Annotated in this window: 20 protein-coding genes and 3 tRNA genes; 22 read left to right on the forward strand and 1 reads right to left on the reverse strand. The window is 58.9% G+C overall.

The genetic code is table 11. The features are described from left to right. Positions 1-161: 161 nt before the first annotated feature. The 3 genes from lon to AGR13A_RS05975 all read left to right on the forward strand — a co-directional run bounded on the left by lon (position 162) and on the right by AGR13A_RS05975 (position 5,699). On the forward strand, positions 162-2,579 hold the full coding sequence (gene lon / locus AGR13A_RS05965) for an endopeptidase La (protein WP_035217679.1): 2,418 nt from the start codon (positions 162-164) through the stop codon (positions 2,577-2,579). A gap of 288 nt (positions 2,580-2,867) precedes the next feature. After that, the gene (gene hupB / locus AGR13A_RS05970; protein WP_003496481.1) at positions 2,868-3,143 is read left to right on the forward strand and encodes a DNA-binding protein HupB; all 276 of its coding nucleotides are present in this window, start codon (positions 2,868-2,870) and stop codon (positions 3,141-3,143) included. A gap of 357 nt (positions 3,144-3,500) precedes the next feature. Further along, positions 3,501-5,699 (forward strand): esterase-like activity of phytase family protein, encoded by a 2,199-nt coding sequence (locus AGR13A_RS05975; RefSeq protein WP_080836611.1) that lies wholly within the window; start codon positions 3,501-3,503, stop codon positions 5,697-5,699. A gap of 652 nt (positions 5,700-6,351) precedes the next feature. Here the strand turns inward: AGR13A_RS05975 and AGR13A_RS05980 are convergent. Beyond that, positions 6,352-6,427, reverse strand: a tRNA-Val gene (locus AGR13A_RS05980). Positions 6,428-6,872: 445 nt separating this feature from the next. Here AGR13A_RS05980 and AGR13A_RS05985 point away from each other — a divergent pair. From AGR13A_RS05985 to AGR13A_RS06075, 19 genes are all read left to right on the forward strand, one after another. Further along, positions 6,873-6,949 (forward strand) — tRNA-Asp (locus AGR13A_RS05985). Between the two features lie 39 nt (positions 6,950-6,988). Further along, positions 6,989-7,065: transfer RNA gene (locus tag AGR13A_RS05990), tRNA-Asp, on the forward strand. 438 nt (positions 7,066-7,503) lie between these two features. Beyond that, complete coding sequence (locus tag AGR13A_RS05995; protein ID WP_003496469.1) at positions 7,504-7,869, forward strand: NADH-quinone oxidoreductase subunit A; 366 nt, start codon at positions 7,504-7,506, stop codon at positions 7,867-7,869. Continuing rightward, the gene (locus tag AGR13A_RS06000; RefSeq protein WP_003496467.1) at positions 7,860-8,444 is read left to right on the forward strand and encodes a NuoB/complex I 20 kDa subunit family protein; all 585 of its coding nucleotides are present in this window, start codon (positions 7,860-7,862) and stop codon (positions 8,442-8,444) included. Before AGR13A_RS05995 ends, AGR13A_RS06000 begins: the two co-directional genes overlap by 10 nt. A 20-nt stretch (positions 8,445-8,464) precedes the next feature. Continuing rightward, entirely contained in the window at positions 8,465-9,067 is a 603-nt protein-coding gene (locus AGR13A_RS06005) for an NADH-quinone oxidoreductase subunit C (RefSeq protein ID WP_035217676.1), read from the forward strand. Continuing rightward, entirely contained in the window at positions 9,064-9,492 is a 429-nt protein-coding gene (locus tag AGR13A_RS06010) for a GFA family protein (protein ID WP_080834175.1), read from the forward strand. Before AGR13A_RS06005 ends, AGR13A_RS06010 begins: the two co-directional genes overlap by 4 nt. Position 9,493: 1 nt before the next feature. Next, positions 9,494-10,684 carry an NADH-quinone oxidoreductase subunit D gene (locus AGR13A_RS06015; RefSeq protein ID WP_003496461.1) on the forward strand — a complete coding sequence of 397 codons (1,191 nt, stop codon included), beginning with the start codon at positions 9,494-9,496 and terminating at the stop codon, positions 10,682-10,684. After that, a complete protein-coding gene (locus AGR13A_RS06020; RefSeq protein ID WP_003496459.1) occupies positions 10,684-10,944 on the forward strand; it encodes a hypothetical protein in 261 nt (86 codons plus the stop codon). The genes AGR13A_RS06015 and AGR13A_RS06020 overlap by 1 nt, the downstream gene beginning before the upstream one ends. A 16-nt stretch (positions 10,945-10,960) precedes the next feature. After that, positions 10,961-12,058: an NADH-quinone oxidoreductase subunit E gene (locus AGR13A_RS06025; protein ID WP_035217669.1), complete on the forward strand. Its 1,098-nt coding sequence runs from the start codon at positions 10,961-10,963 to the stop codon at positions 12,056-12,058. Positions 12,059-12,068: 10 nt separating this feature from the next. Beyond that, complete coding sequence (gene nuoF / locus AGR13A_RS06030; protein ID WP_003496455.1) at positions 12,069-13,373, forward strand: NADH-quinone oxidoreductase subunit NuoF; 1,305 nt, start codon at positions 12,069-12,071, stop codon at positions 13,371-13,373. A gap of 150 nt (positions 13,374-13,523) precedes the next feature. Then, complete coding sequence (nuoG, locus tag AGR13A_RS06035) at positions 13,524-15,605, forward strand: NADH-quinone oxidoreductase subunit NuoG (RefSeq protein ID WP_080834177.1); 2,082 nt, start codon at positions 13,524-13,526, stop codon at positions 15,603-15,605. Between the two features lie 13 nt (positions 15,606-15,618). After that, positions 15,619-16,665: an NADH-quinone oxidoreductase subunit NuoH gene (gene nuoH / locus AGR13A_RS06040; RefSeq protein WP_003496451.1), complete on the forward strand. Its 1,047-nt coding sequence runs from the start codon at positions 15,619-15,621 to the stop codon at positions 16,663-16,665. Between the two features lie 36 nt (positions 16,666-16,701). Continuing rightward, positions 16,702-17,193, forward strand: coding sequence for an NADH-quinone oxidoreductase subunit NuoI (gene nuoI / locus AGR13A_RS06045; RefSeq protein WP_003496449.1), 492 nt, complete (start codon positions 16,702-16,704; stop codon positions 17,191-17,193). Positions 17,194-17,329: 136 nt separating this feature from the next. After that, complete coding sequence (locus tag AGR13A_RS06050; protein ID WP_003521517.1) at positions 17,330-17,944, forward strand: NADH-quinone oxidoreductase subunit J; 615 nt, start codon at positions 17,330-17,332, stop codon at positions 17,942-17,944. A gap of 28 nt (positions 17,945-17,972) precedes the next feature. Next, on the forward strand, positions 17,973-18,281 hold the full coding sequence (gene nuoK, locus AGR13A_RS06055) for an NADH-quinone oxidoreductase subunit NuoK (protein WP_003521516.1): 309 nt from the start codon (positions 17,973-17,975) through the stop codon (positions 18,279-18,281). A gap of 7 nt (positions 18,282-18,288) precedes the next feature. Then, positions 18,289-20,286 (forward strand): NADH-quinone oxidoreductase subunit L, encoded by a 1,998-nt coding sequence (gene nuoL, locus AGR13A_RS06060; RefSeq protein WP_080834181.1) that lies wholly within the window; start codon positions 18,289-18,291, stop codon positions 20,284-20,286. Then, on the forward strand, positions 20,286-21,797 hold the full coding sequence (locus tag AGR13A_RS06065) for an NADH-quinone oxidoreductase subunit M (RefSeq protein WP_035217659.1): 1,512 nt from the start codon (positions 20,286-20,288) through the stop codon (positions 21,795-21,797). The genes nuoL and AGR13A_RS06065 overlap by 1 nt, the downstream gene beginning before the upstream one ends. A gap of 18 nt (positions 21,798-21,815) precedes the next feature. Continuing rightward, the gene (gene nuoN, locus AGR13A_RS06070) at positions 21,816-23,258 is read left to right on the forward strand and encodes an NADH-quinone oxidoreductase subunit NuoN (protein WP_035218873.1); all 1,443 of its coding nucleotides are present in this window, start codon (positions 21,816-21,818) and stop codon (positions 23,256-23,258) included. 56 nt (positions 23,259-23,314) lie between these two features. After that, on the forward strand, positions 23,315-24,025 hold the full coding sequence (locus AGR13A_RS06075; RefSeq protein WP_167377520.1) for a biotin--[acetyl-CoA-carboxylase] ligase: 711 nt from the start codon (positions 23,315-23,317) through the stop codon (positions 24,023-24,025). The last annotated feature ends 115 nt before the right edge of the window (positions 24,026-24,140 follow it).

A 24,140-nucleotide genomic window follows, 5' to 3' on the forward strand; every position in this document is an offset into this window, starting at 1 on the left:
TTGTGGAATTTTACGGTCTTGCCGCTGCGGGTGGACCGTCTCTTCCGGTGACTTGAAATCGGTGTTTCGAAACTCCACTTTCAGTCTCGAGAAATGAATATGTCGGGCGCCCCAAGACGTCCGGCAAAGTGTCCCGAAAGGGACCATGGAAAGGAAATGATATGACGAACATCACGTCTGCGGCATCTGGCGGTACCTATCCGGTACTTCCCCTGCGCGACATTGTCGTTTTCCCGCATATGATCGTTCCCCTGTTCGTCGGGCGGGAAAAATCCATTCGTGCGCTCGAGGAAGTTATGGGTTCGGACAAGCAGATCATGCTTGTCACCCAGATCAACGCCAGCGATGACGATCCGACCCCGGACGCCATCCACAAGGTCGGCACGGTCGCCAACGTTCTCCAGCTCCTGAAGCTGCCCGATGGCACCGTCAAGGTTCTGGTGGAAGGCAAGGGCCGCGCCCAGATCGATGAATATACCGGCCGTGAAGACTTTTACGAAGCTTCCGCGACGCCGCTGCAGGAGCCTGCCGAAGATCCAGTCGAGATCGAGGCGCTGTCGCGTTCGGTCGTTTCGGAATTCGAGAGCTATGTAAAGCTCAACAAGAAGATTTCGCCCGAGGTTGTCGGCGCTGCCGGTCAGATCGACGATTATTCGAAGCTGGCTGACACGGTCGCTTCGCACCTGTCGATCAAGATCACCGAAAAGCAGGAAATGCTGGAAACCGTCAGCGTGAAGCAGCGGCTTGAAAAGGCGCTCGGCTTCATGGAAGGCGAGATTTCCGTGCTTCAGGTCGAAAAGCGCATCCGCTCGCGCGTCAAGCGCCAGATGGAGAAGACCCAGCGCGAATATTACCTGAACGAGCAGATGAAGGCGATCCAGAAGGAACTCGGCGACGGCGAGGACGGCCGTGACGAGATGGCCGAATTGGAAGAACGCATCGCCAAGACCAAGCTTTCCAAGGAGGCCAAGGAAAAGGCCGAGGCGGAAATGAAGAAGCTTCGCCAGATGAGCCCGATGTCCGCGGAAGCGACCGTCGTGCGCAACTATCTGGACTGGCTGCTGGGTTTGCCCTGGGGCAAGAAGTCGAAGATCAAGACCGACCTCAACGCTGCCGAAAAAATCCTCGATCAGGATCATTTCGGTCTGGACAAGGTCAAGGAACGCATCGTCGAGTATCTCGCCGTTCAGGCGCGCGCCTCGAAGATCCGTGGCCCCATCCTGTGCCTCGTCGGCCCTCCCGGCGTCGGCAAGACCTCGCTCGCCAAGTCGATCGCCAAGGCGACCGGCCGCGAATATGTGCGCATGGCGCTGGGTGGCGTGCGTGACGAGGCGGAAATCCGCGGTCACCGCCGTACCTATATCGGCTCCATGCCGGGCAAGATCGTCCAGTCGATGAAGAAGGCCAAGAAGGCGAACCCGCTCTTCCTGCTCGACGAAATCGACAAGATGGGCATGGATTTCCGTGGTGACCCGTCGTCTGCTCTGCTCGAGGTGCTCGATCCGGAACAGAACTCCACCTTCATGGACCACTACCTTGAAGTGGAATACGACCTGTCCGACGTGATGTTCGTGACCACGGCCAACACGCTGAACATTCCGGGTCCCCTGATGGACCGTATGGAAGTGATCCGCATCGCCGGCTACACCGAAGACGAAAAGCGCGAAATCGCCAAGCGTCACCTGTTGCCGAAGGCGATCAAGGAACACGCCCTGCGTCCGGAAGAGTTCTCGGTCAGCGATGACGCCCTGATGATCGTCATCCAGCAGTACACCCGTGAGGCGGGCGTGCGCAGCTTCGAGCGCGAATTGATGAAGCTTGCACGAAAGGCCGTGACCGAGATCATCAAGGGCAAGGTCAAGTCCGTGGAAGTCACCGCAGCCAACGTTCCGGATTATCTGGGCGTTCCGCGGTTCCGCCATGGCGAGGCCGAGCGCGAGGATCAGGTCGGTGTCGTCACCGGTCTTGCCTGGACGGAAGTTGGCGGTGAGCTGCTCACCATCGAAGGCGTGATGATGCCGGGCAAGGGCCGCATGACGGTGACCGGCAACCTCAAGGAAGTGATGAAGGAATCCATTTCGGCGGCGGCATCTTACGTCCGCTCGCGCGCCGTGGATTTCGGCATCGAACCGCCGCGCTTCGACAAGAGCGACATCCACGTCCACGTTCCGGAAGGTGCGACCCCGAAGGACGGGCCCTCTGCAGGCGTGGCCATGGCAACCGCCATCGTCTCCATCATGACCGGCATTCCGGTCTCGAAGGATGTGGCGATGACGGGCGAGATCACGCTTCGTGGTCGCGTGCTGCCCATCGGCGGCCTGAAGGAAAAGCTGCTTGCGGCGCTTCGCGGCGGCATCAAGAAGGTGCTGATCCCGGAAGAAAACGCCAAGGATCTGGCGGAGATTCCGGACAATGTGAAGAACGAGATGGAAATCATCCCGGTTTCGCGCATGGGCGAGGTGATCGAACACGCGCTGCTTCGCAAGCCGGAGCCCATCGAGTGGGACGGCAGCATTGAGACGCCCGTGATCGCCACCGTCGAAGGTGTCGATGACGGCAGCCAGACGATCGCGCATTGATCAAGGCATCGGCGCGGAGGCCGGAATCGGTTTTCGCAAAAGGTGATGCATAGAATCAATGCGTTAGGTGCCGGAAGGCACAGGCGGTGCTTCGGCCCGCACAAGTGATGCCAATTTGGCACGAATATGTGGAAGGCCGGCAGAAATGTCGGCCTTTTTTGTGAAAAAAACCGCAGACCCCTTGTTTTTCAGGCGATTCCAGCGCTTTTGAGTTGCTGCGCGCGGATGCGAACGTATTCTGCGCCGGCTTAATTTGAGTCGTTTCAAACCATTGAAAGGGGTGGAAACATGAACAAGAACGAGCTCGTCTCTGCTGTTGCCGAAAAGGCTGGTCTCACGAAGGCAGATGCTGCTTCCGCTGTTGATGCGGTATTCGAAACCGTACAGAACGAACTGAAGAGCGGTGGCGACATCCGCCTCGCTGGCTTCGGCAGCTTCTCCGTTAGCCGCCGTGAAGCCTCCAAGGGCCGTAACCCTTCCACGGGTGCTGAAGTCGATATCCCGGCTCGCAACGTGCCGAAGTTTTCCGCAGGCAAGGGCCTGAAGGACGCTGTTAACTCGTAAGGTTTCCGGAAAGCCGCAGCGCCCGGCGGCGGGCGGGCGGCTTTTCAGGTTCACGAGGAAACATGTTTTGACGCCTTGACGCCATCATGCCGGCCCGAAAACCGGGCGGCTTTTCGAAAAGCTTTTTCGGATAGCCCAGTTTTTCAACCCGGCATGATGTTGATTGAAAGTAGGGGAGCGTGCTTGTGTAGCCCCCATCCGGTCACACGGTGTTCCGATACGCGGAATGTGCGCATAAACAGGAAAGCCCGGTCTTTATGGCCGGGCTTTTTGATTCACCCGACAGGAAATGTCATGCCACTGTCATGTCTTTGACGCAGAAGCCATGGGGTATTTCTGGACCCAAGGGGGATTATGATGGCGTTCCGATTTTCTCATATGGCTTTGACTGCTGCGCTGCTCACATCCGCAGCCTTTCCGGCCGCAGCAGAGCCGGTTTTTAACCGCATTGCATCCTTTCCGGTGGCGAAGAACCTTCCCGCGGACAAGGACGCCAAGTCCGTCACCTCAGCTGAAATCGTCACTGCCAGCGAAGACGGCAAGACGCTGATCTATTCGGACAGCCCGCTTGGCGGCATCGGCTTCATCGACATCACCGATGCGAAGGCCCCCAAGGCTGGCGGCGCCCTGCTGCTCGAAGGCGAGCCGACCTCTGTCGCCGTCGCAGGTGTCAAGGTTCTGGCCGGCGTCAATACGTCGGAAAACCGCGCCAAGCCGTCCGGCAAGCTGGTAACGGTCGACATCGCCACCAAGAAGATCGAGGCAAGCTGTGATCTCGGTGGCCAGCCTGATTCCGTCGCCGTTTCCCCGGACAAGACTTTTGCCGCCATCGCGATCGAAAACGAACGCGACGAAGAGGTGAACGAAGGCGCCCTGCCGCAAATGCCCGCCGGTTATCTGGTCACGGTCGGCCTGAAGAACGGCGTCGCTGACTGCGGAACGCTGAAGAAGATCGAATTGACTGGCCTTGCCGAAATCGCCCCGGAAGATCCGGAGCCGGAATTCGTCTCGATCAATGCCAATGGCGAGATCGCGCTCACGCTGCAGGAAAACAACCACATCGTCATCCTCGACGGTAAGACCGGCACGGTGAAGACGCATTTCTCCGCCGGTAAGGTCGATCTCGAAGGCGTCGATACGAAAAGCGATGGCCAGCTGAAGTTCACCGACAAGCAGGAAGGCCGCAAGCGCGAGCCGGATGCCGTGAAGTGGCTGGACAATGACCGCATCGTCATCGCCAATGAAGGCGATTGGCAGGGCGGTTCGCGCGGTTTCACCATCTTCGACAAGACCGGCAAGCTCGTCTACGAATCGGGTTCGTCGCTCGAACACGCGGTTGCGGCCATCGGCCACTATCCGGAGAAGCGCTCCAAGGCCAAGGGCATTGAGCCGGAAGGTCTGGAAGCGGCAACATTCGGCGACCAGAAATATTTCTTCGTGCTTGCCGAGCGCGCCTCTGTCGTTGCTGTCTACAAGGACACCGGCAAGGAGCCGGAACTGACGCAGCTTCTGCCATCTGGCGTTTCGCCGGAGGGAGCCGTCGCCATTCCGTCGCGCAACCTTCTGGTTACGGCAAACGAGGTCGATCTGGTCGAGGATGGCGGCGTTCGCTCGCATGTCATGCTTTACGAGCGTGCCGAAGGCAAGGCGGCCTATCCGCAACTCGTTTCCGCCACCGTCGACGGCGCGCCGATCGGCTGGGGTGCTCTTTCGGGTCTGGTCGGCGATGCCGAGAAGCCCGGCATTCTCTACGCCGTGTCCGACTCGGTCTATGGCAACCAGCCGTCGATCTTCACCATCGACGCAACGAAGAAACCCGCCACCATCACCAGCGTGCTGCGCGTCAAGCGTGACGGCATCGCTGCCCAGAAGCTCGACATCGAAGGCATCACGCTCGACGGTAAGGGTGGCTTCTGGCTCGCCTCGGAAGGCGATAGCGCCAAGCTTGTTCCGCATGCGCTCTACAACGTCAACGCCAAGGGTGAAATCAAGGCTGAAATCGCGCTGCCGAAGGAACTGCTTGCCGGTGAGACCCGATTTGGTTTCGAAGGCGTGACCATGATCGGCAAGGGCGACGACGCGACGCTGTGGATGGCCGTTCAGCGCGAATGGGGAACGGACGAGAAGGGCATCGTCAAGCTCGTCTCCTATAACCCGAAGTCCAAGGAATGGGGCGCCGTGCGTTACCCGCTCGACAAGACCGATGCAGGCTGGGTCGGCCTTTCCGAAATCACCGCCCAGGGCGACTATGTCTATATCGTCGAGCGCGATAACCAGATCGGCGACAAGGCGAAGATCAAGAAGCTCTACCGCGTTGCAATCGCGGACCTGAAGCCGGGCAAGATCGGCGGCGAACTGCCACTGGTGGCCAAGCAGGAAGCGCATGATTTCCTGCCGGACCTCAAGGCCCAGACCAATGGTTATGTCGTCGACAAGCTGGAAGGGTTCACCTTCGACAAGGCGGGAACGGCCTATGCCGTCACCGACAATGACGGTGTGGACGATTCGTCCGGTGAAACATTGTTCTTCACTGTCGATCTGAAGGCGATCAACTGATCGCCCCTGATAGTGCCCCAAATGAGAAAAGCCGGGCATAGCCCGGCTTTTTTATGCGGCATGAGCAAGCCGGTCAGGGCCCGTTTGGTGCGATGTTTCATAATGCAGGCTGTTAAGCCGACATTGCCGCTTCGTTATCGGTCATCGGGAATTTGTCGGGGGACATGGTGCAAAAGCCGAGGACCGATCGCAAAGGATCACCGCCCCATGGAATTCTTGCTTTTGGGAGTATTGTCTTTTTCCGAGTCCTGCTGGACCCAGCGAAAAAAATATAAACAGGCAGCGCAATGAGCGCGAGTGTTACAAACGCGTCGACCATGGTTTCATCCATTATTTCTACCGCTCATCATGAAACGGCTCGAAAATAATGCCCGAAATCTCTTTAAAAAGTCTGAATCTGCTTATTTTTCGGTATGTTGCGGGGTGGCACACAGACCTGAAAAAGCTGTCGGAATGTGGAACAGAAGTGCCGATTTGGCATAGACGGAAACCGTAAAATGCGATTCCTCATCTCCAGCACGTGGATCCAGCTTCGATAATCCGCATGCCAGCGGGTAGGGGAATGATTCTTAAGCTGGAAATTCACATCAAAGAACGCGTGTCACGACAAATGTCGGGTTCAACTATGCAGCGATCTGGATGACTTGGAAAATGGTGGGCGATGAGAGACTCGAACTCCCGACATCCTCGGTGTAAACGAGGCGCTCTACCAACTGAGCTAATCGCCCTTCGCGTCCTGCGGATCATGTCCGCCGCGTCGGTGGCCGTGATGTATTCGGATCGGAAAAAAACCGCAAGGGCTTTTATGAAGTTTTTTTGTTTTTTTTGCCGGCAGCTTTTTCCTGTGTGAATGGCTGATGGCGAAAAGGCAGCAACTGCGGGCTTTTTGGCAAAAACCGAAGCCGCAACCAGCTTGAACGACACATGGGAATCTTCCCGCGGATGCCCGTGTCTGTGGACAAGTTTTTTGTTTTCGTTGGGAAAAGCCCGCAAAACAGGGCGTTTGCCGCAATAGCGTTCCAAGGCCTTCCGGTTTTTCCCGATCAAAATGAAGAAGCTTATTCTTTTGTCGTGAAACCTGCTTGACACCCCCGCACGAACGCCGTAGTTAGCCGCTCATCGAACAGCCGAGGCTGGTTCGAGCGGCGGGACAAGCTCCTGTCGTCAGGAGATGCGGGTGTAGCTCAGTCGGTTAGAGTGCCGGCCTGTCACGCCGGAGGTCGCGGGTTCGAGCCCCGTCACTCGCGCCATCCTGTTCCTCGGAAAACACAGATGAATGTCTGTGGTGCGCGGGTGTAGCTCAGTCGGTTAGAGTGCCGGCCTGTCACGCCGGAGGTCGCGGGTTCGAGCCCCGTCACTCGCGCCATTTCTTCTTCCTGAAATGTCTCCTTAAAAATAGATCGACGTGCAGTCTGCGCGGCTCCGTTTTTTTGACGATTCCGGCACCTGATTCCGGTCTTTTCAGATGCGATTTTTCCTGCTTTTTTTACTCAAGTTTCGATCTCCCGATATCGTCACTTCGCCGCCATTCCGACGTAAAATTCGTGTGACTTTTTTGCGGTTGCGTCCTTCAATCGATTATTATTGTATTTGAGGGGCTTAGGTCGGAATTGTGGCCCAAATTTGCGTCAATTCCGGCAATATTGTTGCCAATCAATGCGGCAGGTGTCTTGAAATGGTGCCTAAACTCTTGCAGAGAGAGCGCGGCTGCGCTAACCACTTTGGCGTTGCAACATATTTGTGCGCCTTGAGACTTATCAGTCGCAAAGGCAGGTCCGGCACCCGGCCGGGCAGGGAAGAGACCATGACTGAACTCCTCAGTTCCTACATTCCGATCGCAATCTTCATCGGTATCGCTCTCGTCATTGGCCTGGCGCTTCTCATTGCGCCTTTCGCGGTTGCCTACAAGGCTCCGGACCCGGAAAAGCTTTCCGCTTTCGAGTGCGGTTTCAACGCCTTCGACGATGCCCGCATGAAGTTCGATATCCGTTTTTACCTGGTGTCGATCCTGTTCATCATCTTCGATCTGGAAGTCGCCTTCCTCTTCCCCTGGGCGGTGTCTTTTGGTGAGATGGGCTGGTTCGGTTTCTGGTCGATGATGGTATTCCTCCTCGTCCTCACCATCGGCTTTATCTATGAGTGGAAGAAGGGAGCGCTGGAATGGGCATGAGCCAGAACAACAGCACGCTCGTTGCGCCGCAGCCGAAGGGGATCATCGATCCCTCGACCGGCAAGCCGGTTGGCAGCAACGATGCCTACTTCACGGAAATCAATGACGAGCTGGCCGACAAGGGCTTTCTCGTCACCTCGACCGACGAGCTGATCACCTGGGCGCGCACCGGCTCCCTGATGTGGATGCAGTTCGGTCTCGCCTGCTGCGCCGTCGAAGGCCTGATGCAGGCGTCCGGTCCGCGTTATGACATGGAGCGCTTCGGTGTCGCCCCTCGCGCCTCACCGCGCCAGTCGGACGTGATGATCGTTGCCGGCACGCTCACCAACAAGATGGCGCCCGCTCTGCGAAAGGTCTATGACCAGATGCCTGAGCCGCGTTACGTCATTTCCATGGGCTCCTGCGCCAATGGCGGCGGTTATTATCACTATTCCTACGCTGTCGTGCGCGGCTGCGACCGCGTCGTGCCGGTGGATATCTACGTTCCGGGCTGTCCCCCCACGGCGGAGGCGCTGCTTTATGGCGTGCTTCTGCTGCAGAAGAAGATTCGTCGTACCGGTACGATCGAGCGCTAAGGGCAAAGGACGGATTAAGAATGAGCGAAGCTCTCAACGATCTTGCTGCTTACGTTAAGGAAGCGCGCGGTTCCCTCGTGGTGTCGGCTGATATCGCCTATGGCGAACTGACGCTGAACACGACGCCTGAAAGTGTGATCGCGCTTTTGACCTTCCTGCGTGATGACGTGCAGTGCGGTTTTGTCAACATCATCGACATTTGCGGCGTTGACTGGCCGCAGCGCGAAAAGCGTTTCGATGTCGTTTATCACCTGCTGTCGCCGCGCCAGAACCTGCGCGTCCGCATTAAGCTTCAGGTAGCGGAAGACGAGGGCGTACCGTCTTCGACCTCCGTTTACATGGGTGCCGAGTGGTTCGAGCGCGAAGCCTGGGACATGTATGGCATTCCTTTCGAGGGCCATAAGGACCTGCGCCGTATCCTCACGGACTACGGTTTCGAAGGCCATCCGCTGCGCAAGGATTTTCCGGTTACCGGCTTTGTGGAAGTACGTTACGATGACGTGCTGAAACGGGTTCTTTATGAACCGGTCGAACTGAAGCAGGAATTCCGCAACTTCGATTTCCTCTCCCCATGGGAAGGAACCGAATATGTTCTCCCGGGTGACGAAAAGGCCAAGCAATGAGCCAAGCCCCCGCGACAGAGCATGCGCAATGTCTTTGCGGCGCCGTCGGCTTCAACGCCGTCATCGGTGCCCGTGAATTTGGCGTTTGCCATTGCTCCGTGTGCCGCCGCTGGTCCGGCGGTGCGTTTCTGGCTGTCGAATGCGCTGATATCTCCGTCGAAAACGAAGAGAACCTCGGCGTCTATTCCTCGTCGGAATGGGGTGAGCGCTGCTTCTGCAAGAACTGCGGCAGCACGCTGATGTGGCGTTCCAAGGACGGCAAGCATTTTGCCGTTTCGCTGCAGGCTTTCGATAACCCTTCCAGTTTCAAGTTCGCGTCGCAGATTTTCACGGATGAAAAGCCTTCGAGCTATTCTTTCGCTGAAACCACGCAGAACATGACCGGCCCCGAATTCATCGCCATGATCACCTCGGCGGAGCACTAGAATGACTGAGCATAACGTCCGCAATTTCACGATCAACTTCGGTCCGGAACATCCGTCCGCGCACGGCGTGCTGCGTCTGGTTCTGGAACTGGACGGCGAAATCGTCGAGCGCGTCGATCCGCATATCGGTCTTCTGCACCGCGGCACCGAAAAGCTGATCGAGACCAAGACCTATCTGCAGGCCGTTCCTTACTTCGACCGCCTGGACTACGTCGCGCCGATGAACCAGGAACATGCTTTCGCACTCGCCGTCGAAAAGCTGCTCGGCCTCGAAATCCCGATGCGCGGTCAGTTGATCCGCGTGCTCTATTCGGAAATCGGCCGCATCCTGTCGCACATCATGAACGTGACGACGCAGGCCATGGACGTCGGCGCGATGACGCCGCCGGTCTGGGGTTTCGAAGAACGCGAAAAGCTGATGGTGTTCTATGAGCGCGCCTGCGGCGCCCGCATGCACTCGGCTTATGTTCGTCCGGGCGGCGTGCATCAGGACCTGCCGCCGGAACTGGTCGATGATATCGGCAAGTGGTGCGACCCGTTCCTCACCGTTCTCGACAATATCGAGGGCCTGCTGACCGACAACCGTATCTACAAGCAGCGTAACGTCGATATCGGCGTCGTCTCGCTTGAAGACGCCTTCGCCTGGGGTTTCACGGGCGTGATGGTGCGCGGCTCGGGCGCTGCCTGGGATTTGCGCCGCGCGCAGCCCTATGAGTGCTATTCCGATCTCGAATTCGACATTCCCGTCGGCAAGAACGGCGACTGCTATGATCGTTACCTGATCCGCATGCAGGAAATGCGCGAATCCGTGAAGATCATGAAGCAGTGCGTCGATCTTCTGTCCGGCAAGCATCGCATCGGCCCTGTGTCCTCGCTTGACGGTAAGGTGGTTCCGCCCAAGCGCGGCGAGATGAAGCGGTCGATGGAAGCTTTGATCCACCACTTCAAGCTTTACACCGAAGGTTACCACGTTCCGGCCGGCGAAGTTTACGCCGCCGTCGAAGCGCCGAAGGGCGAGTTCGGCGTTTACGTGGTCGCAGACGGTTCGAACAAGCCCTACCGTTGCAAGATCCGCGCTCCGGGTTACGCACACCTGCAGGCTATGGATTTCCTGTGCAAGGGCCATCAGCTTGCCGACGTTACAGCCGTTCTCGGCTCCCTCGACATCGTGTTCGGGGAGGTCGACCGCTGATGCGTCTGCCGCTCGCCATTCCGGCTTTTCTTGCTGCGATGTCGACCCCCGTTCTCGCCCAGACGGCGACGGACGAGGGCGGCGTATCGCTGTCGAGCGGCGGCGGTTCCACCATCAAGCAGCTTCTGTCTTCGGGATTCGAGATCAAGGCCTCGGTTCCCAATGGCAGCAAGTTCATCGTGTTCATGCAGAAAGACAAGGCGGCTTACGCCTGCGAATTCGTCACGGTGGCGAGATCGCGTTGTGAGACGTTAAACTGAAAAGGCGTGAGGAAGTATGTCCGTTCGTCGACTAGCCGAAGATCAGTTCCAGCCCGTGGCATTTGCCTTCAACCAGGAAAACACTGCCTGGGCTGAGAAGACGATCAAGAAATATCCTGAGGGACGCCAGCAATCGGCGGTCATCCCGCTGCTCATGCGTGCGCAGGAGCAGGACGGCTGGGTTACCCGCGCCGCCATCGAAAAGATCGCCGACATGCTGGATATGGCCTATATCCGCGTCATGGAAGTGGCGACCTTCTACACCCAGTTCCAGCTGAAGCCGGTTGGCACGCGCGCCCACGTTCAGGTCTGCGGCACCACGCCCTGCATGCTGCGCGGCTCGGAAGCGCTGATGGATGTCTGCCGCAAGAAGATCCACCACGATCCGCTGCACACCAATGAGAGCGGCACGCTCTCCTGGGAAGAAGTGGAATGTCAGGGCGCCTGCGTCAACGCGCCGATGGTCATCATCTTCAAGGATGCCTATGAGGACCTGACGCCAGAGCGCCTGGAAGAGATCATCGACACGTTCGAAGCGGGCAAGGGCGACACCGTCAAGACCGGTCCGCAGATCGACCGTCACGAGTCGGTTCCAGTCGGTGGACTGACGACGCTGACGGAAGAGATCAAGCCGGATCGCTCCAATCTCGACAAGCCGGCCGAAGTGCCTGCGGATGCCGCACCGGTTCCGCCGTCCAACGCCGCCAAGCCGAAGACCGATGCGCCGGAAACCGATCCGAAGCTGAAGACGCCGGCAAACGAGCCGAAGGCTGCGGAAGCCAACGTCAAGGCCGCCGAAAAGGAAGCTTCGGGATCTGCGAAGCCGTCGCTCGATTCCAAGGATCGTCCGGCCGGCATCGAAAAGCCCGCCACGCCCGACGACCTGAAGCTCATTTCCGGCGTCGGTCCGAAGATCGAAGGCACGCTGCATGAGCTCGGCATCTTCACCTTCGCGCAGGTCGCGGGCTGGAAGAAGGCCGAATGCGACTGGGTTGACGGTTATCTGAATTTCAAGGGCCGCATCGAACGCGACGAGTGGATCAAGCAGGCCGAGGCGCTCGCCAAGGGTGGCGAAGCCGAGTATATCAAGGTCTTCGGCAAGAAGCCGCGGTAAGAGGTGAAGCATGTTAAAAGATCAGGATCGCATCTTTACCAATCTCTACGGCCTCAAGGACAAGTCCCTGAAGGGCGTGAGAGCGCGCGGCCATTGGGACGGTACCAAGCAGATCATCGAAAAGGGCCGTGACTGGATCATCAACGAGATGAAGGCATCAGGCCTTCGCGGTCGCGGCGGCGCTGGCTTCCCGACGGGTCTCAAGTGGTCCTTCATGCCGAAGGAAAATGACGGCCGTCCGCATTATCTCGTCGTGAATGCTGATGAATCCGAGCCCGGCACCTGCAAGGACCGCGAAATCCTGCGCAACGATCCGCATACGCTGATCGAAGGCTGCGTTATCGCCGGTTTCGCCATGGGCGCGCATACCGCCTATATCTACGTTCGCGGTGAATATATGCGCGAGCGTGAGGCGCTGCAGGCGGCCATCGACGAATGCTACGATGCCGGCCTGCTCGGCAAGAACAACAAGAACGGCTGGGATTTCGACATCTACGTCCATCACGGCGCGGGCGCCTATATCTGCGGCGAAGAGACGGCTCTGCTCGAAAGCCTCGAAGGCAAGAAGGGCCAGCCGCGCCTGAAGCCGCCGTTCCCGGCCAATATGGGTCTTTACGGCTGCCCGACGACCGTCAACAACGTTGAATCGATCGCCGTTGCGCCGACCATCCTGCGCCGAGGTGCTGCATGGTTCTCGTCCATCGGCCGTCCGAACAATGTCGGCACCAAGCTGTTCATGGTCTCCGGCCATGTCGAGCGTCCGTGCACCTTCGAAGATGCGCTGGGCCTGTCCTTCCGTGAGCTGATTGAGCGCCATTGCGGTGGCATTCGCGGCGGCTGGGACAATCTGCTCGGCGTCATCCCCGGCGGCGCATCCTGCCCCATCGTGCGCGGTGAGGACATGAAGGACGCCATCATGGATTTCGACGGCATGCGTGAAGTGAAGTCTTCCTTCGGCACCGGCGGCATGATCGTCATGGACAAGTCCACCGACGTCATCAAGGCGATTGCCCGCATCGCGGCCTTCTTCAAGCATGAAAGCTGCGGCCAGTGCACGCCGTGCCGCGAAGGCACCGGCTGGATGTGGCGCGTGCTGGAGCGCATGGTCAAGGGCAATGCCCAGAAGCGCGAAATCGACATGCTGTTCGAAGTGACGAAGCAGATCGAAGGCCACACCATCTGTGCGCTCGGCGACGCCGCCGCATGGCCGGTACAGGCGCTGATCCGCAATTTTCGTCCGGAAATCGAAAAGCGCATCGACCAATATACCTACAGGGCCATGGATGATGGCGCTGTTCTGGAAGCCGCTGAATAAGCATTGAGGCTTCAGGCGGAGCCGGAATTTTCCGGCCTCGCGACACCATGAAGCGTCTGGGCAGACGATACGAGTGCCGGGCGTGATTAAGGATTTGTTGCGGACCGTGTGAGACATGGGACGAACAGGCAACAGGACGTAAGTAGGACCATGGCAAAGCTCAAGGTTGACGGTAAAGAGATCGAGGTTCCGGATCATTTCACGCTTTTGCAGGCGTGCGAGGAGGCTGGTGCCGAAGTTCCGCGCTTTTGTTTTCATGAGCGCTTGTCGGTCGCGGGTAACTGCCGCATGTGTCTCATCGAGGTGAAGGGCGGACCGCCCAAGCCTGCCGCCTCCTGCGCCATGGGCGTTCGCGACGTTCGCGGTGGCCCGAACGGCGAATTGCCTGAGGTTTTCACCAACACGCCGATGGTCAAGAAGGCCCGCGAAGGCGTGATGGAATTCCTGCTCATCAACCACCCGCTGGATTGCCCGATCTGCGACCAGGGTGGCGAATGCGACCTGCAGGACCAGGCCATGGCCTTCGGTATCGCCGGTTCGCGTTACGCGGAAAACAAGCGCGCGGTTGAAGACAAATATATCGGACCGCTGGTCAAGACGGTCATGAACCGCTGCATCCACTGCACGCGCTGTGTCCGTTTCACCACGGAAGTGGCCGGTATCGCGGAACTGGGCCTTATCGGCCGTGGCGAAGATGCCGAAATCACCACCTATCTCGAGCAGGCCATGACCTCGGAGCTGCAGGGCAACGTTGTTGACCTCTGCCCGGTCGGCGCGCTTACCTCCAAGCCTTTCGCCTTCACCGCCCGTCCGTGGGAACTGAACAAGACCGAAACCATCGACGTGATGGACGCGCTCGGTTCGGCCATCCGCGTCGATACCCGTGGCCGCGAAGTCATGCGCGTCATGCCGCGTGTCAACGAGGCGATCAACGAAGAGTGGATTTCCGACAAGAGCCGTTTCATCTGGGACGGCCTGAAGACACAGCGCCTTGACCGCCCTTACGTCCGCAAGGATGGCCGCCTGCAGCCCGCAAGCTGGGGCGAAGCCTTCGGTGCGATCAAGCAGGCGGTTGCCGCAACATCCGGCAGCAAGATCGGCGCAATTGCCGGCGATCTGGCCTCCGTTGAAGAAATGTTCGCGCTGAAGTCGCTTCTCGCTTCGCTCGGTTCGGCCAATGTCGATTGCCGTCAGGATGGCGTTGCACTCGATCCGTCGCTCGGCCGCGCCAGCTACCTGTTCAACTCCACCATCGAAGGTATCGAACAGGCCGACGCCCTGCTGATCGTTGGTTCCAACCCGCGCTACGAAGCGGCCGTGCTCAACGCCCGCATCCGCAAGCGCTGGCGTCGCGGCGGTTTCCCGATCGGCGTGATCGGTGAAGCCGGCGAGCTTCGCTACAATTACGAATATCTCGGTTCCGGCGCTGAAACGCTGTCCGATCTGGCCAATGGCTCGCACAGCTTCGTCGACAAGCTGAAATCCGCCAAGAACCCGCTGATCATCATCGGCCAGGGTGCTCTGGCGCGCGCCGATGGTGCAGCCGTACTGGCTGCCGCCGCCAAGCTCGCTACCTCGGTAGGTGCTGTCACCGAAGAGTGGAACGGCTTCTCGGTTCTGCACACCGCCGCTGCCCGCGTTGGCGGTCTCGACATCGGCTTCGTGCCGGGCGAGGGCGGTGTTGCCGCCGCTGAAATGGTCGCGTCCATGGACGTTCTCTTCCTGCTCGGCGCCGATGAACTCGACCTCTCCAACAAGGGCGCCAAGTTCACCGTCTATATCGGTAGCCATGGCGACCAGGGCGCGATGAACGCCGACGTCATCCTTCCGGGTGCGGCCTATACCGAAAAATCCGGTATCTGGGTCAACACCGAAGGCCGCGTGCAGCTGGGCAACCGCGCCGGTTTTGCACCGGGCGAAGCCCGCGAAGACTGGGCGATCCTGCGTGCGCTTTCCGATGTTCTCGGCAAGAAGCTGCCGTTCGATTCGCTGTCTGCCCTGCGCGGCCAGCTCTATGTCGCGCATCCGCATCTTGCGGAAACAGACGAGATCGTCGCGGGCACGGCCACGGATATCGAAGCGCTGGCCGGCAAGACCGGCTCGCTCAACAAGTCGGCGTTTGCCTCGCCGGTTAAAGACTTTTATTTGACGAACCCGATTGCGCGCGCATCCGCTGTCATGGCCGAGTGCTCCGCATTGGCCCGCAACAATTTCCAGGCTGCGGCAGAGTAAGGGTAGGGGATTTATGGAACAGTTTTTCTGGAGCTACGTCTGGCCCGCGCTGATCATGGTCGGCCAGTCCCTGCTGCTTCTCGTTTGCCTTCTGGTGGCCATCGCCTTCCTGCTGCTCGCCGACCGCAAGGTCTGGGCGGCCGTGCAGCTGCGCCGTGGTCCGAACGTCGTTGGTCCCTTCGGTCTCTTTCAGTCCTTTGCCGACCTTTTGAAGTTCATCTTGAAGGAACCGGTCATTCCGGCCGGCGCCAACAAGGCCGTCTTCCTTCTGGCGCCGCTGGTTGCGGTGACGCTGGCGCTCGCCACCTATGCCGTCATTCCCTTCAACGAAGGCTGGGTCGTCGCCAATATCAATGTCGGCATTCTCTATATCTTCGCGATTTCTTCGCTTGAAGTATACGGCATCATCATGGGCGGCTGGGCTTCGAACTCGAAGTACCCGTTCCTTGGTGCGCTGCGTTCGGCGGCACAGATGGTGTCCTACGAAGTGTCGATCGGCCTCGTCATCGTCACCGTTCTGCTCTGCGTCGGTTCGCTGAACCTGACGGACATCGTTCTGGCCCAGAAGACCGGCCTCGGCACCATGCTTGGCCTGCCTGCCTCGTTCCTTGACTGGCACTGGCTGTCGCTGTTCCCGATGTTCATCGTGTTCTTCATTTCGGGCCTTGCCGAAACCAACCGTCCGCCCTTCGATCTTCCGGAAGCGGAATCGGAACTGGTTGCCGGTCACATGGTCGAATATGGCTCCACGCCTTACATGATGTTCATGCTCGGCGAATATGCTGCGATCGTCCTGATCTGCTGCCTGACGACGATCCTGTTCATGGGCGGCTGGCTGCCGATCGTGGATGTGTGGTTCCTGAACTGGGTTCCGGGCATTGTCTGGTTCGCGTTGAAGGGCTGCATGGTCTTCTTCATGATCGCTCTGACCAAGGCTTTCGTTCCGCGTTATCGTTATGACCAGCTCATGCGTCTCGGCTGGAAGGTGTTCCTGCCCCTGTCGCTCGCCATGGTCGTTATTGTTGCATTCGTATTGAAGCTGACGGGGTGGGCCGGTTGATGTCCGTACTCCTCGCTCAGAAATCTGGAGACTGAGATGGCAAGCCTCTCCCAAGCCGTCAATTCACTGTTCCTCAAGGAGTTCGTGGGCGCGATCCTGCTCACGATGCGCCACTTCTTCAAACAGAAGGCAACGGTGAACTATCCTTTCGAAAAGGGCCCGGTCTCTCCGCGTTTCCGCGGCGAACATGCGCTGCGCCGTTATCCGAACGGTGAAGAGCGCTGCATCGCCTGCAAGCTGTGTGAAGCGATCTGTCCCGCTCAAGCGATCACCATCGAAGCCGGCCCGCGCCGCAATGACGGCACCCGCCGCACGGTGCGTTACGATATCGACATGGTGAAGTGCATCTATTGCGGTTTCTGCCAGGAAGCCTGCCCGGTCGATGCCATCGTCGAAGGCCCGAACTTCGAATTCGCGACGGAAACCCGCGAGGAGCTTTATTTCGACAAGCAGAAGCTTCTCGACAATGGCGACCGCTGGGAGCGTGAAATCGCACGCAACCTCGCACTGGATGCGCCTTACCGTTAAGGCGCAACCGTCTTTCCGGGGGAAACCCCGGAGAGCGATGAAAAGTAAAATGCCTGCGCGGTTTTCGCCGGCGGGGACGAAACGGGTGAGGGGCCTTCGAGCCATCTTTGCCCGATGAGGACAAGAAGGCACCAACATGGGTCTGCACGCTGTATTCTTTTATATATTCGCTTTCGTCGCCGTGGCGTCTGCGTTCATGGTCATCGCATCGAAGAACCCTGTTCATTCGGTGCTGTTTCTGATTTTGACCTTCTTCAACGCAGCCGCGCTGTTCCTGCTGACGGGCGCCGAGTTCCTCGGCATGATCCTGCTGGTGGTTTATGTCGGCGCCGTGGCGGTGCTCTTCCTCTTCGTCGTCATGATGCTGGATGTGGATTTTGCAGAGCTTCGCTCGGGCGTGCTGCAATATGCCCCGGTCGGCGCGCTGATCGGTGTCATCCTGGCGGCGGAACTGATCGTCGTGGTCGGCGGCAGCATGCTGAACCCGATTGCGGCCAAGTCCATTACCATGCCGATCCCGCCTGTCACCGAACGCACCAATACGGCCGCACTTGGCGACGTGCTCTATACAAATTACGTCTACTTCTTCCAGCTCGCCGGCCTCGTGCTGCTGGTGGCCATGATCGGCGCCATCGTGCTGACGCTGCGTCATCGCACCGACATCAAGCGGCAGGATATCTCCACGCAGGTCGGCCGTGACCCGAAGACCGCCGTTACCACGGTCAAGGTCAAGCCGGGCCAGGGCATCTGAGGCGCGAACGGATCCAAGGAAACAGAACATGGAAATCGGTCTTTCCCACTACCTGACGGTCAGCGCGATCCTCTTCACGATCGGCGTTTTCGGCATCTTCCTCAACCGGAAGAACGTCATCGTCATCCTCATGTCGATCGAACTCATCCTGCTTGCGGTCAACATCAACATGGTGGCTTTCTCGGCCTTCCTGAACGATATCGTCGGCCAGGTCTTCGCTTTGTTCATTCTGACCGTCGCAGCCGCCGAAGCGGCCATCGGTCTTGCAATACTCGTTGTCTTCTACCGCAACCGCGGATCGATCGCCGTCGAAGACGTCAATATGATGAAGGGCTGATAAGGCTATGATCTACAAGGCTATCGTCTTTCTTCCACTGATCGGCTTCCTGATCGCCGGCCTGTTCGGCCGCTCCATCGGCGCCAAGGCTTCGGAATATGTCACCACCGGTCTGATGATCGTGGTCGCCATCCTGTCGTGGATCGTGTTCTTCACCGTCGCGCTCGCCCATGGCGAGCCGGGCGAGGTGATCAAGGTCACCGTGCTGCGCTGGATCCAGTCCGGCGGCATCGATGTCGAATGGGCGTTCCGCATCGACACGCTGACGGCCGTTATGTTCGTCGTCGTCAACACGGTCTCGACGCTGGTGCACCTTTATTCGATCGGATACATGCACCACGATCCGCATCGTCCGCGTTTCTTCGCCTATCTGTCGCTCTTCACCTTCGCCATGCTGATGCTGGTGACCTCCGACAACCTGCTGCAGATGTTCTTCGGCTGGGAAGGCGTGGGTCTGGCGTCCTATCTGCTGATCGGTTTCTGGTTCAAGAAGCCGTCCGCATCGGCTGCCGCCATGAAGGCCTTCATCGTCAACCGCGTCGGTGACTTCGGCTTCATCCTTGGCATTGGCGGCGTGTTTGTGCTGTTCGGCTCGATCAATTTCGAAACGATCTTCGCTGCCGCCAGCACCTATCTGCCGGCTGAAGGTGCTGCCTCCACCGAAACCGTCATCAACCTGTTCGGCATGCAGCTGGACAAGGCCAATGCGATGACGGGCGTGTGCCTGCTGCTCTTCATGGGCGCCATGGGTAAATCGGCGCAGTTCCTGCTGCACACCTGGCTGCCGGATGCGATGGAAGGCCCGACCCCGGTGTCTGCCCTCATTCACGCCGCAACCATGGTTACCGCCGGCGTCTTCCTCGTCGCCCGCATGTCGCCGCTGTTTGAACTGTCGCATGATGCGCTGACCGTCGTGACGCTGATCGGTGCGATCACCGCCTTCTTCGCGGCGACCGTCGGCCTCGTGCAGAACGACATCAAGCGCGTCATCGCCTATTCGACCTGCTCGCAGCTCGGTTACATGTTCGTGGCGCTCGGCGTCGGCGCTTATGGGGCTGCCGTGTTCCACCTCTTCACGCACGCCTTCTTCAAGGCCCTGCTGTTCTTGTGCGCCGGTTCGGTCATCCATGCCGTCGATGGCGAGCAGGACATGCGTTACATGGGCGGCCTGCGCAAGCATATCCCCATCACCTTCTGGACCATGACCGTTGGCACCCTGGCGCTGACCGGCGTTGGTATTCCGGGCACGATGATCGGTTTTGCCGGCTTCTTCTCGAAGGATGTCATCATCGAATCCGCTTATGCTTCGCATTCGGTTCTCTCGGGCGTCGCCTTCACGCTGCTGGTCATCGCGGCCCTGTTCACCAGCTTCTACTCCTGGCGTCTGGCCTTCATGACCTTCTTCGGCAAGCCGCGCGCTTCGGCCGACGTCATGCACCATGTGCATGAATCGCCGATGGTCATGCTGATCCCGCTCTTCATCCTCACCGTCGGCGCGATCTTCGCCGGTGTGGCCTTCGAAGGTTATTTCTTCGGTCATGAATATGCCGAGTTCTGGAAGGGCGCCCTGTTTACGCTTCCGGAAAATGAAATCCTCGAAGAGTTCCATCATGTTCCGCTGTGGGTGAAGTGGAGCCCGTTCTTCGCCATGGCGCTTGGTTTCGTGACCGCCTGGTACATGTACATCAAGTCGCCGGAGACGCCGAAGCGTCTGGCCGAGACCCATCGCGGCCTCTACCAGTTCCTCTTGAACAAGTGGTACTTCGACGAACTCTATGACTTCCTCTTCGTACGTTCCGCAAAGGCGCTCGGCCGCTTCCTGTGGAAGAAGGGTGACGTCGCCGTCATCGACCACTATGGACCGAACGGCATTGCAGCGCGTGTGGTTGACGTGACCAACCGCATGGTCCGCCTGCAATCCGGTTACCTCTATCATTATGCCTTTGCGATGCTGATCGGCATCGCGGCGCTTGTCACCTGGATGATGCTCGGGAGTGCCCTCTGATGACCGATTGGCCCATTCTTTCAACGGTCACCTTTCTGCCGCTCGTCGGCGTGGTGCTCCTGCTTCTGACGAATGAGAACGGCCCTTATGGTCGCCGCAACATTCTCAATGTCTCGCTGCTGACGACCGTTTTCACCTTCCTGGTGTCGCTTTTCATCTGGATCGGTTTCGACAATTCGAACCCCGGTTTCCAGATGGTGGAAAAACACGCCTGGTTCGGCAACATCGCCGCCTATCATCTGGGTGTCGACGGCATCTCCATGCTCTTCGTCATCCTCACCACCTTCCTCATGCCGTTCTGCGTGCTGGCAAGCTGGGATTCGATCGAGAAGCGCGTCAAGGAATACATGATCGCCTTCCTGCTCTTGGAAGTCGTCATGATCGGCGTCTTCGTGGCGCTGGATACGGTTCTTTTCTACGTCTTCTTCGAAGCGACGCTGATCCCGATGTTCATCATCATCGGCGTCTGGGGCGGCAAGGATCGCGTTTACGCCTCCTACAAGTTCTTCCTCTACACGCTGCTCGGTTCGGTTCTGACCATGCTCGCCATCATGGCCATGTACTGGCAGGCCGGCACGACCGACATGACGGAACTCTTGAAATACGGCTTCCCGGCCGGCATGCAGACCTGGCTCTGGCTTGCCTGCTTCGCGGCCTTCTCGGTCAAGATGCCGATGTGGCCGGTACATACCTGGCTGCCCGACGCCCACGTTCAGGCCCCGACCGCAGGCTCCGTCATTCTTGCCGGCGTCATGCTGAAGCTCGGCGGTTACGGTTTCATCCGCTTCTCGCTGTCGATGTTCCCGCTGGCCTCTGATTATTTCGCCCCCTTCGTCTTCACGCTGTCGGTTCTCGCCATCATCTACACCTCGCTGGTGGCGATGATGCAGGACGACATCAAGAAGCTGATCGCCTATTCTTCCGTTGCCCATATGGGTTACGTGACCATGGGCATCTTCGCCGCCAACGTTCAGGGCGTGCAGGGCGCGATCTTCCAGATGCTGTCGCACGGCATTGTCTCTGGCGCGCTTTTCCTCTGCGTCGGCGTTGTCTATGACCGGCTGCACACCCGCGAGATTTCCGCCTATGGCGGCCTCGTGAACAACATGCCGAAATATGCGGTCGCCTTCATGATTTTCACCATGGCCAATGTCGGTCTGCCCGGCACATCAGGCTTTGTCGGTGAATTCCTGACGCTGATCGGCGTATTCCGCGCCAACACGCTGGTCGCGCTGTTTGCTGCAACCGGCGTCATCCTCTCGGCCGCTTATGCGCTGTGGCTTTACCGCCGCGTGATTTTCGGCGCGCTTGAGAAGGAAAGCCTGAAGGCGATGCTCGATCTGTCGACCCGCGAAAAGGTCATCCTTTATCCGCTGGTCGTCCTGACGATCTTCTTCGGCGTCTATCCGGCGCCGGTGTTCGATGCCACCGCCGCATCGGTTGATCTTCTGGTAAACAACTATACGGCTGCATTGCAGGCGGCGCAAAATGTTGCGCTCACTATGAATTGACGACAGGACCCGTTGGACATGACCGCTGAAATCCTTTTTGCCAGTCTGCACATCGCGACGCCCGAGCTGATCCTTGCGGTCGGCGCGCTGGCGCTGCTCATGATTGGCGTCTTCTCGGGCGACAAGTCGACAACGACGGTCACGGGCCTCTCCGTGGCCCTGCTGCTCGTCGTCGGTCTCTGGATCGTCTTTGCGCCCGCTTCGGGTGTGGCCTTCGGCGGCGTTTACGTCGCCGATGCCTTCGGTAACTTCATGAAGGTGCTGGCGCTGATCGGCTCGATCACCGCCATGATCCTTTCTGTCGGCCAGGGCCGTTTCGAGCCGGTCGGCCGGTTCGAATATCCCGTGCTGCTGGTTCTGGCGACCCTCGGCATCCTGCTGATGATCTCCGCCAACAACCTGATCTCGCTCTATATGGCGCTTGAACTGCAGTCGCTTGCACTTTACGTCGTCTGCGCCATCAACCGGGAAAGCCTGCGCTCCACGGAAGCGGGCCTGAAATATTTCGTTCTCGGCGCGCTTTCCTCCGGCATGCTGCTTTACGGCATGTCGCTGGTTTACGGCTTCACCGGCAATACCGGCTTTGCCGAAATCGCCCAGGTGCTGACGGCCGAGACCCGTTCGCTCGGCCTCGTTTTCGGCCTGGTCTTCGTTCTCGCCGGTCTGGCATTCAAGATTTCCGCCGTGCCGTTCCACATGTGGACGCCTGATGTCTATGAAGGCGCGCCGACCCCGGTCACCGCCTTCCTGTCCGCGGCTCCCAAGATTGGCGCCATGGCGATCTTCGTTCGCATCGTCATTGATGCTTTCCAGCCGGTTTTTGCCGACTGGCAGCAGATCGTCGTCTTCATCTCCATCGCTTCCATGCTGCTCGGCTCGTTTGCCGCGATCGGCCAGAAGAACATCAAGCGACTGATGGCCTATTCCTCCATCGGTCACATGGGTTACGCGCTTGTCGGTCTGGCGGCGGGTACAGAAGCTGGTGTTTCGGGCGTCATTCTCTACATGACCATTTACATGGTAATGACACTTGGTACCTTCGCCTGCATTCTCTCCATGCGGCGTAAGGAAATCGGCAATGTCGAGACTGTCGAGGATCTGGCCGGGCTTTCCTCCACCAACCCCTTCATGGCGGTTGTGTTGACGATCCTGATGTTCTCGCTTGCCGGCATTCCGCCGCTCGCCGGCTTCTTCGGCAAGTATTACGTTTTCCTCGCAGCCATCGAAGCCAAGCTTTATCCGCTCGCCATCATCGGCGTGATCGGTTCGGTCGTCGGCGCTTATTATTATATTCGCGTCGTCAAGGTCATGTGGTTCGATGAAGCCAAGGGCAGCTTCGAACGTCCGGCCGGTGAACTGAAGGTCGTTTATGCGCTCTCGGGACTGTTCGTTGTCGCCTTCATTGTCTTTGGCGGTGCTCTCGGCAATGCGGTCACGGTCGCGGCAAAGACGTTCTTTTGACCAATACGCCCAAGCATACGGGCCGGGTGTCCATCAATGACTTCCGGCACGAGGCGATGGTGGAAACACCATCGACCAATATAGAATGTTTTGCCCGGGCGCGGGCGGGCGATGGCGGCAATCTGTGGATCACCGCCATCCGCCAGACCGGCGGGCGCGGCCGTCGCGGTCGGCCATGGGTTTCCGAACCCGGCAATCTCTACGCCTCGCTTCTTCTGATCGATCCCGCTCCGATGGATCGCATAGGGTCTCTGCCGCTCGCCTTTGCGCTGGCTGTTTATCGCGCCATCCGCGCAGTGCTGCCGACGGGCGGTGCCCCGCTTGAAATCAAATGGCCGAATGACGTGCTGATTGGTCGTCAGAAAACCTGCGGCATTTTGATGGAGGCGGAGCTTCTGCCGGACGGACGGCGCGCCATCGTCATCGGCATCGGCATCAATATCGCCCACAAGCCGGAAAACCCGCTTTATCCCGTCACCATGTTGTCCGAACACGGTGCTTCCTGTTCACCCGACGAACTCTTCGCCCATCTTTTCCGCGAAACGGCGGATGTGCTGACGGGTTGGGATGAGGGCAGGGGTGTGGCCGGTGTCATGGCCGGCTGGCGGGCGGCCGCCTGCGGTATCGGCGAACATATCACCGTCAACTTCCCCGATCGCTCGATCGGCGGGCGTTTCGTCGGAATTGATGATAATGGTTATCTGCTGCTGGACGAGGATGAGGGTACAAGACGCTCCATCGCCGCCGGCGACGTCTTTTTCGGATGAGGTGCGCGGTGCGGGCTGAAGGCCTGCGCCGAACCGGATCCCACAGGTTGGAGCTTTCCTGCAGCTCTTGAAAAGCAGGGTGGCAGACCGGCTCCGCATCGGCCCGGTCGATCAG

The sequence above is a fragment of the Agrobacterium genomosp. 13 str. CFBP 6927 genome (assembly GCA_900012615.1).
Lineage (GTDB): Bacteria > Pseudomonadota > Alphaproteobacteria > Rhizobiales > Rhizobiaceae > Agrobacterium.

Excerpts from the sequence above, each read along its gene's own strand:
- AGR13A_RS06015 (WP_003496461.1), top strand. The coding sequence starts at position 9,494 with ATGACTGAGCATAACGTCCGCAATTTCACGATCAACTTCGGTCCGGAA.
- AGR13A_RS05995 (WP_003496469.1), top strand. The coding sequence starts at position 7,504 with ATGACTGAACTCCTCAGTTCCTACATTCCGATCGCAATCTTCATCGGT.
- AGR13A_RS06010 (WP_080834175.1), top strand. The coding sequence starts at position 9,064 with ATGAGCCAAGCCCCCGCGACAGAGCATGCGCAATGTCTTTGCGGCGCC.
- lon (WP_035217679.1), top strand. The coding sequence starts at position 162 with ATGACGAACATCACGTCTGCGGCATCTGGCGGTACCTATCCGGTACTT.
- AGR13A_RS06000 (WP_003496467.1), top strand. The coding sequence starts at position 7,860 with ATGGGCATGAGCCAGAACAACAGCACGCTCGTTGCGCCGCAGCCGAAG.
- AGR13A_RS06065 (WP_035217659.1), top strand. The coding sequence starts at position 20,286 with ATGACCGATTGGCCCATTCTTTCAACGGTCACCTTTCTGCCGCTCGTC.
- nuoI (WP_003496449.1), top strand. The coding sequence starts at position 16,702 with ATGGCAAGCCTCTCCCAAGCCGTCAATTCACTGTTCCTCAAGGAGTTC.
- AGR13A_RS06005 (WP_035217676.1), top strand. The coding sequence starts at position 8,465 with ATGAGCGAAGCTCTCAACGATCTTGCTGCTTACGTTAAGGAAGCGCGC.
- nuoN (WP_035218873.1), top strand. The coding sequence starts at position 21,816 with ATGACCGCTGAAATCCTTTTTGCCAGTCTGCACATCGCGACGCCCGAG.
- nuoF (WP_003496455.1), top strand. The coding sequence starts at position 12,069 with ATGTTAAAAGATCAGGATCGCATCTTTACCAATCTCTACGGCCTCAAG.
- AGR13A_RS06020 (WP_003496459.1), top strand. The coding sequence starts at position 10,684 with ATGCGTCTGCCGCTCGCCATTCCGGCTTTTCTTGCTGCGATGTCGACC.
- nuoL (WP_080834181.1), top strand. The coding sequence starts at position 18,289 with ATGATCTACAAGGCTATCGTCTTTCTTCCACTGATCGGCTTCCTGATC.
- nuoG (WP_080834177.1), top strand. The coding sequence starts at position 13,524 with ATGGCAAAGCTCAAGGTTGACGGTAAAGAGATCGAGGTTCCGGATCAT.
- AGR13A_RS05975 (WP_080836611.1), top strand. The coding sequence starts at position 3,501 with ATGGCGTTCCGATTTTCTCATATGGCTTTGACTGCTGCGCTGCTCACA.
- AGR13A_RS06050 (WP_003521517.1), top strand. The coding sequence starts at position 17,330 with ATGGGTCTGCACGCTGTATTCTTTTATATATTCGCTTTCGTCGCCGTG.
- AGR13A_RS06075 (WP_167377520.1), top strand. The coding sequence starts at position 23,315 with ATGGTGGAAACACCATCGACCAATATAGAATGTTTTGCCCGGGCGCGG.
- nuoK (WP_003521516.1), top strand. The coding sequence starts at position 17,973 with ATGGAAATCGGTCTTTCCCACTACCTGACGGTCAGCGCGATCCTCTTC.
- hupB (WP_003496481.1), top strand. The coding sequence starts at position 2,868 with ATGAACAAGAACGAGCTCGTCTCTGCTGTTGCCGAAAAGGCTGGTCTC.
- AGR13A_RS06025 (WP_035217669.1), top strand. The coding sequence starts at position 10,961 with ATGTCCGTTCGTCGACTAGCCGAAGATCAGTTCCAGCCCGTGGCATTT.
- nuoH (WP_003496451.1), top strand. The coding sequence starts at position 15,619 with ATGGAACAGTTTTTCTGGAGCTACGTCTGGCCCGCGCTGATCATGGTC.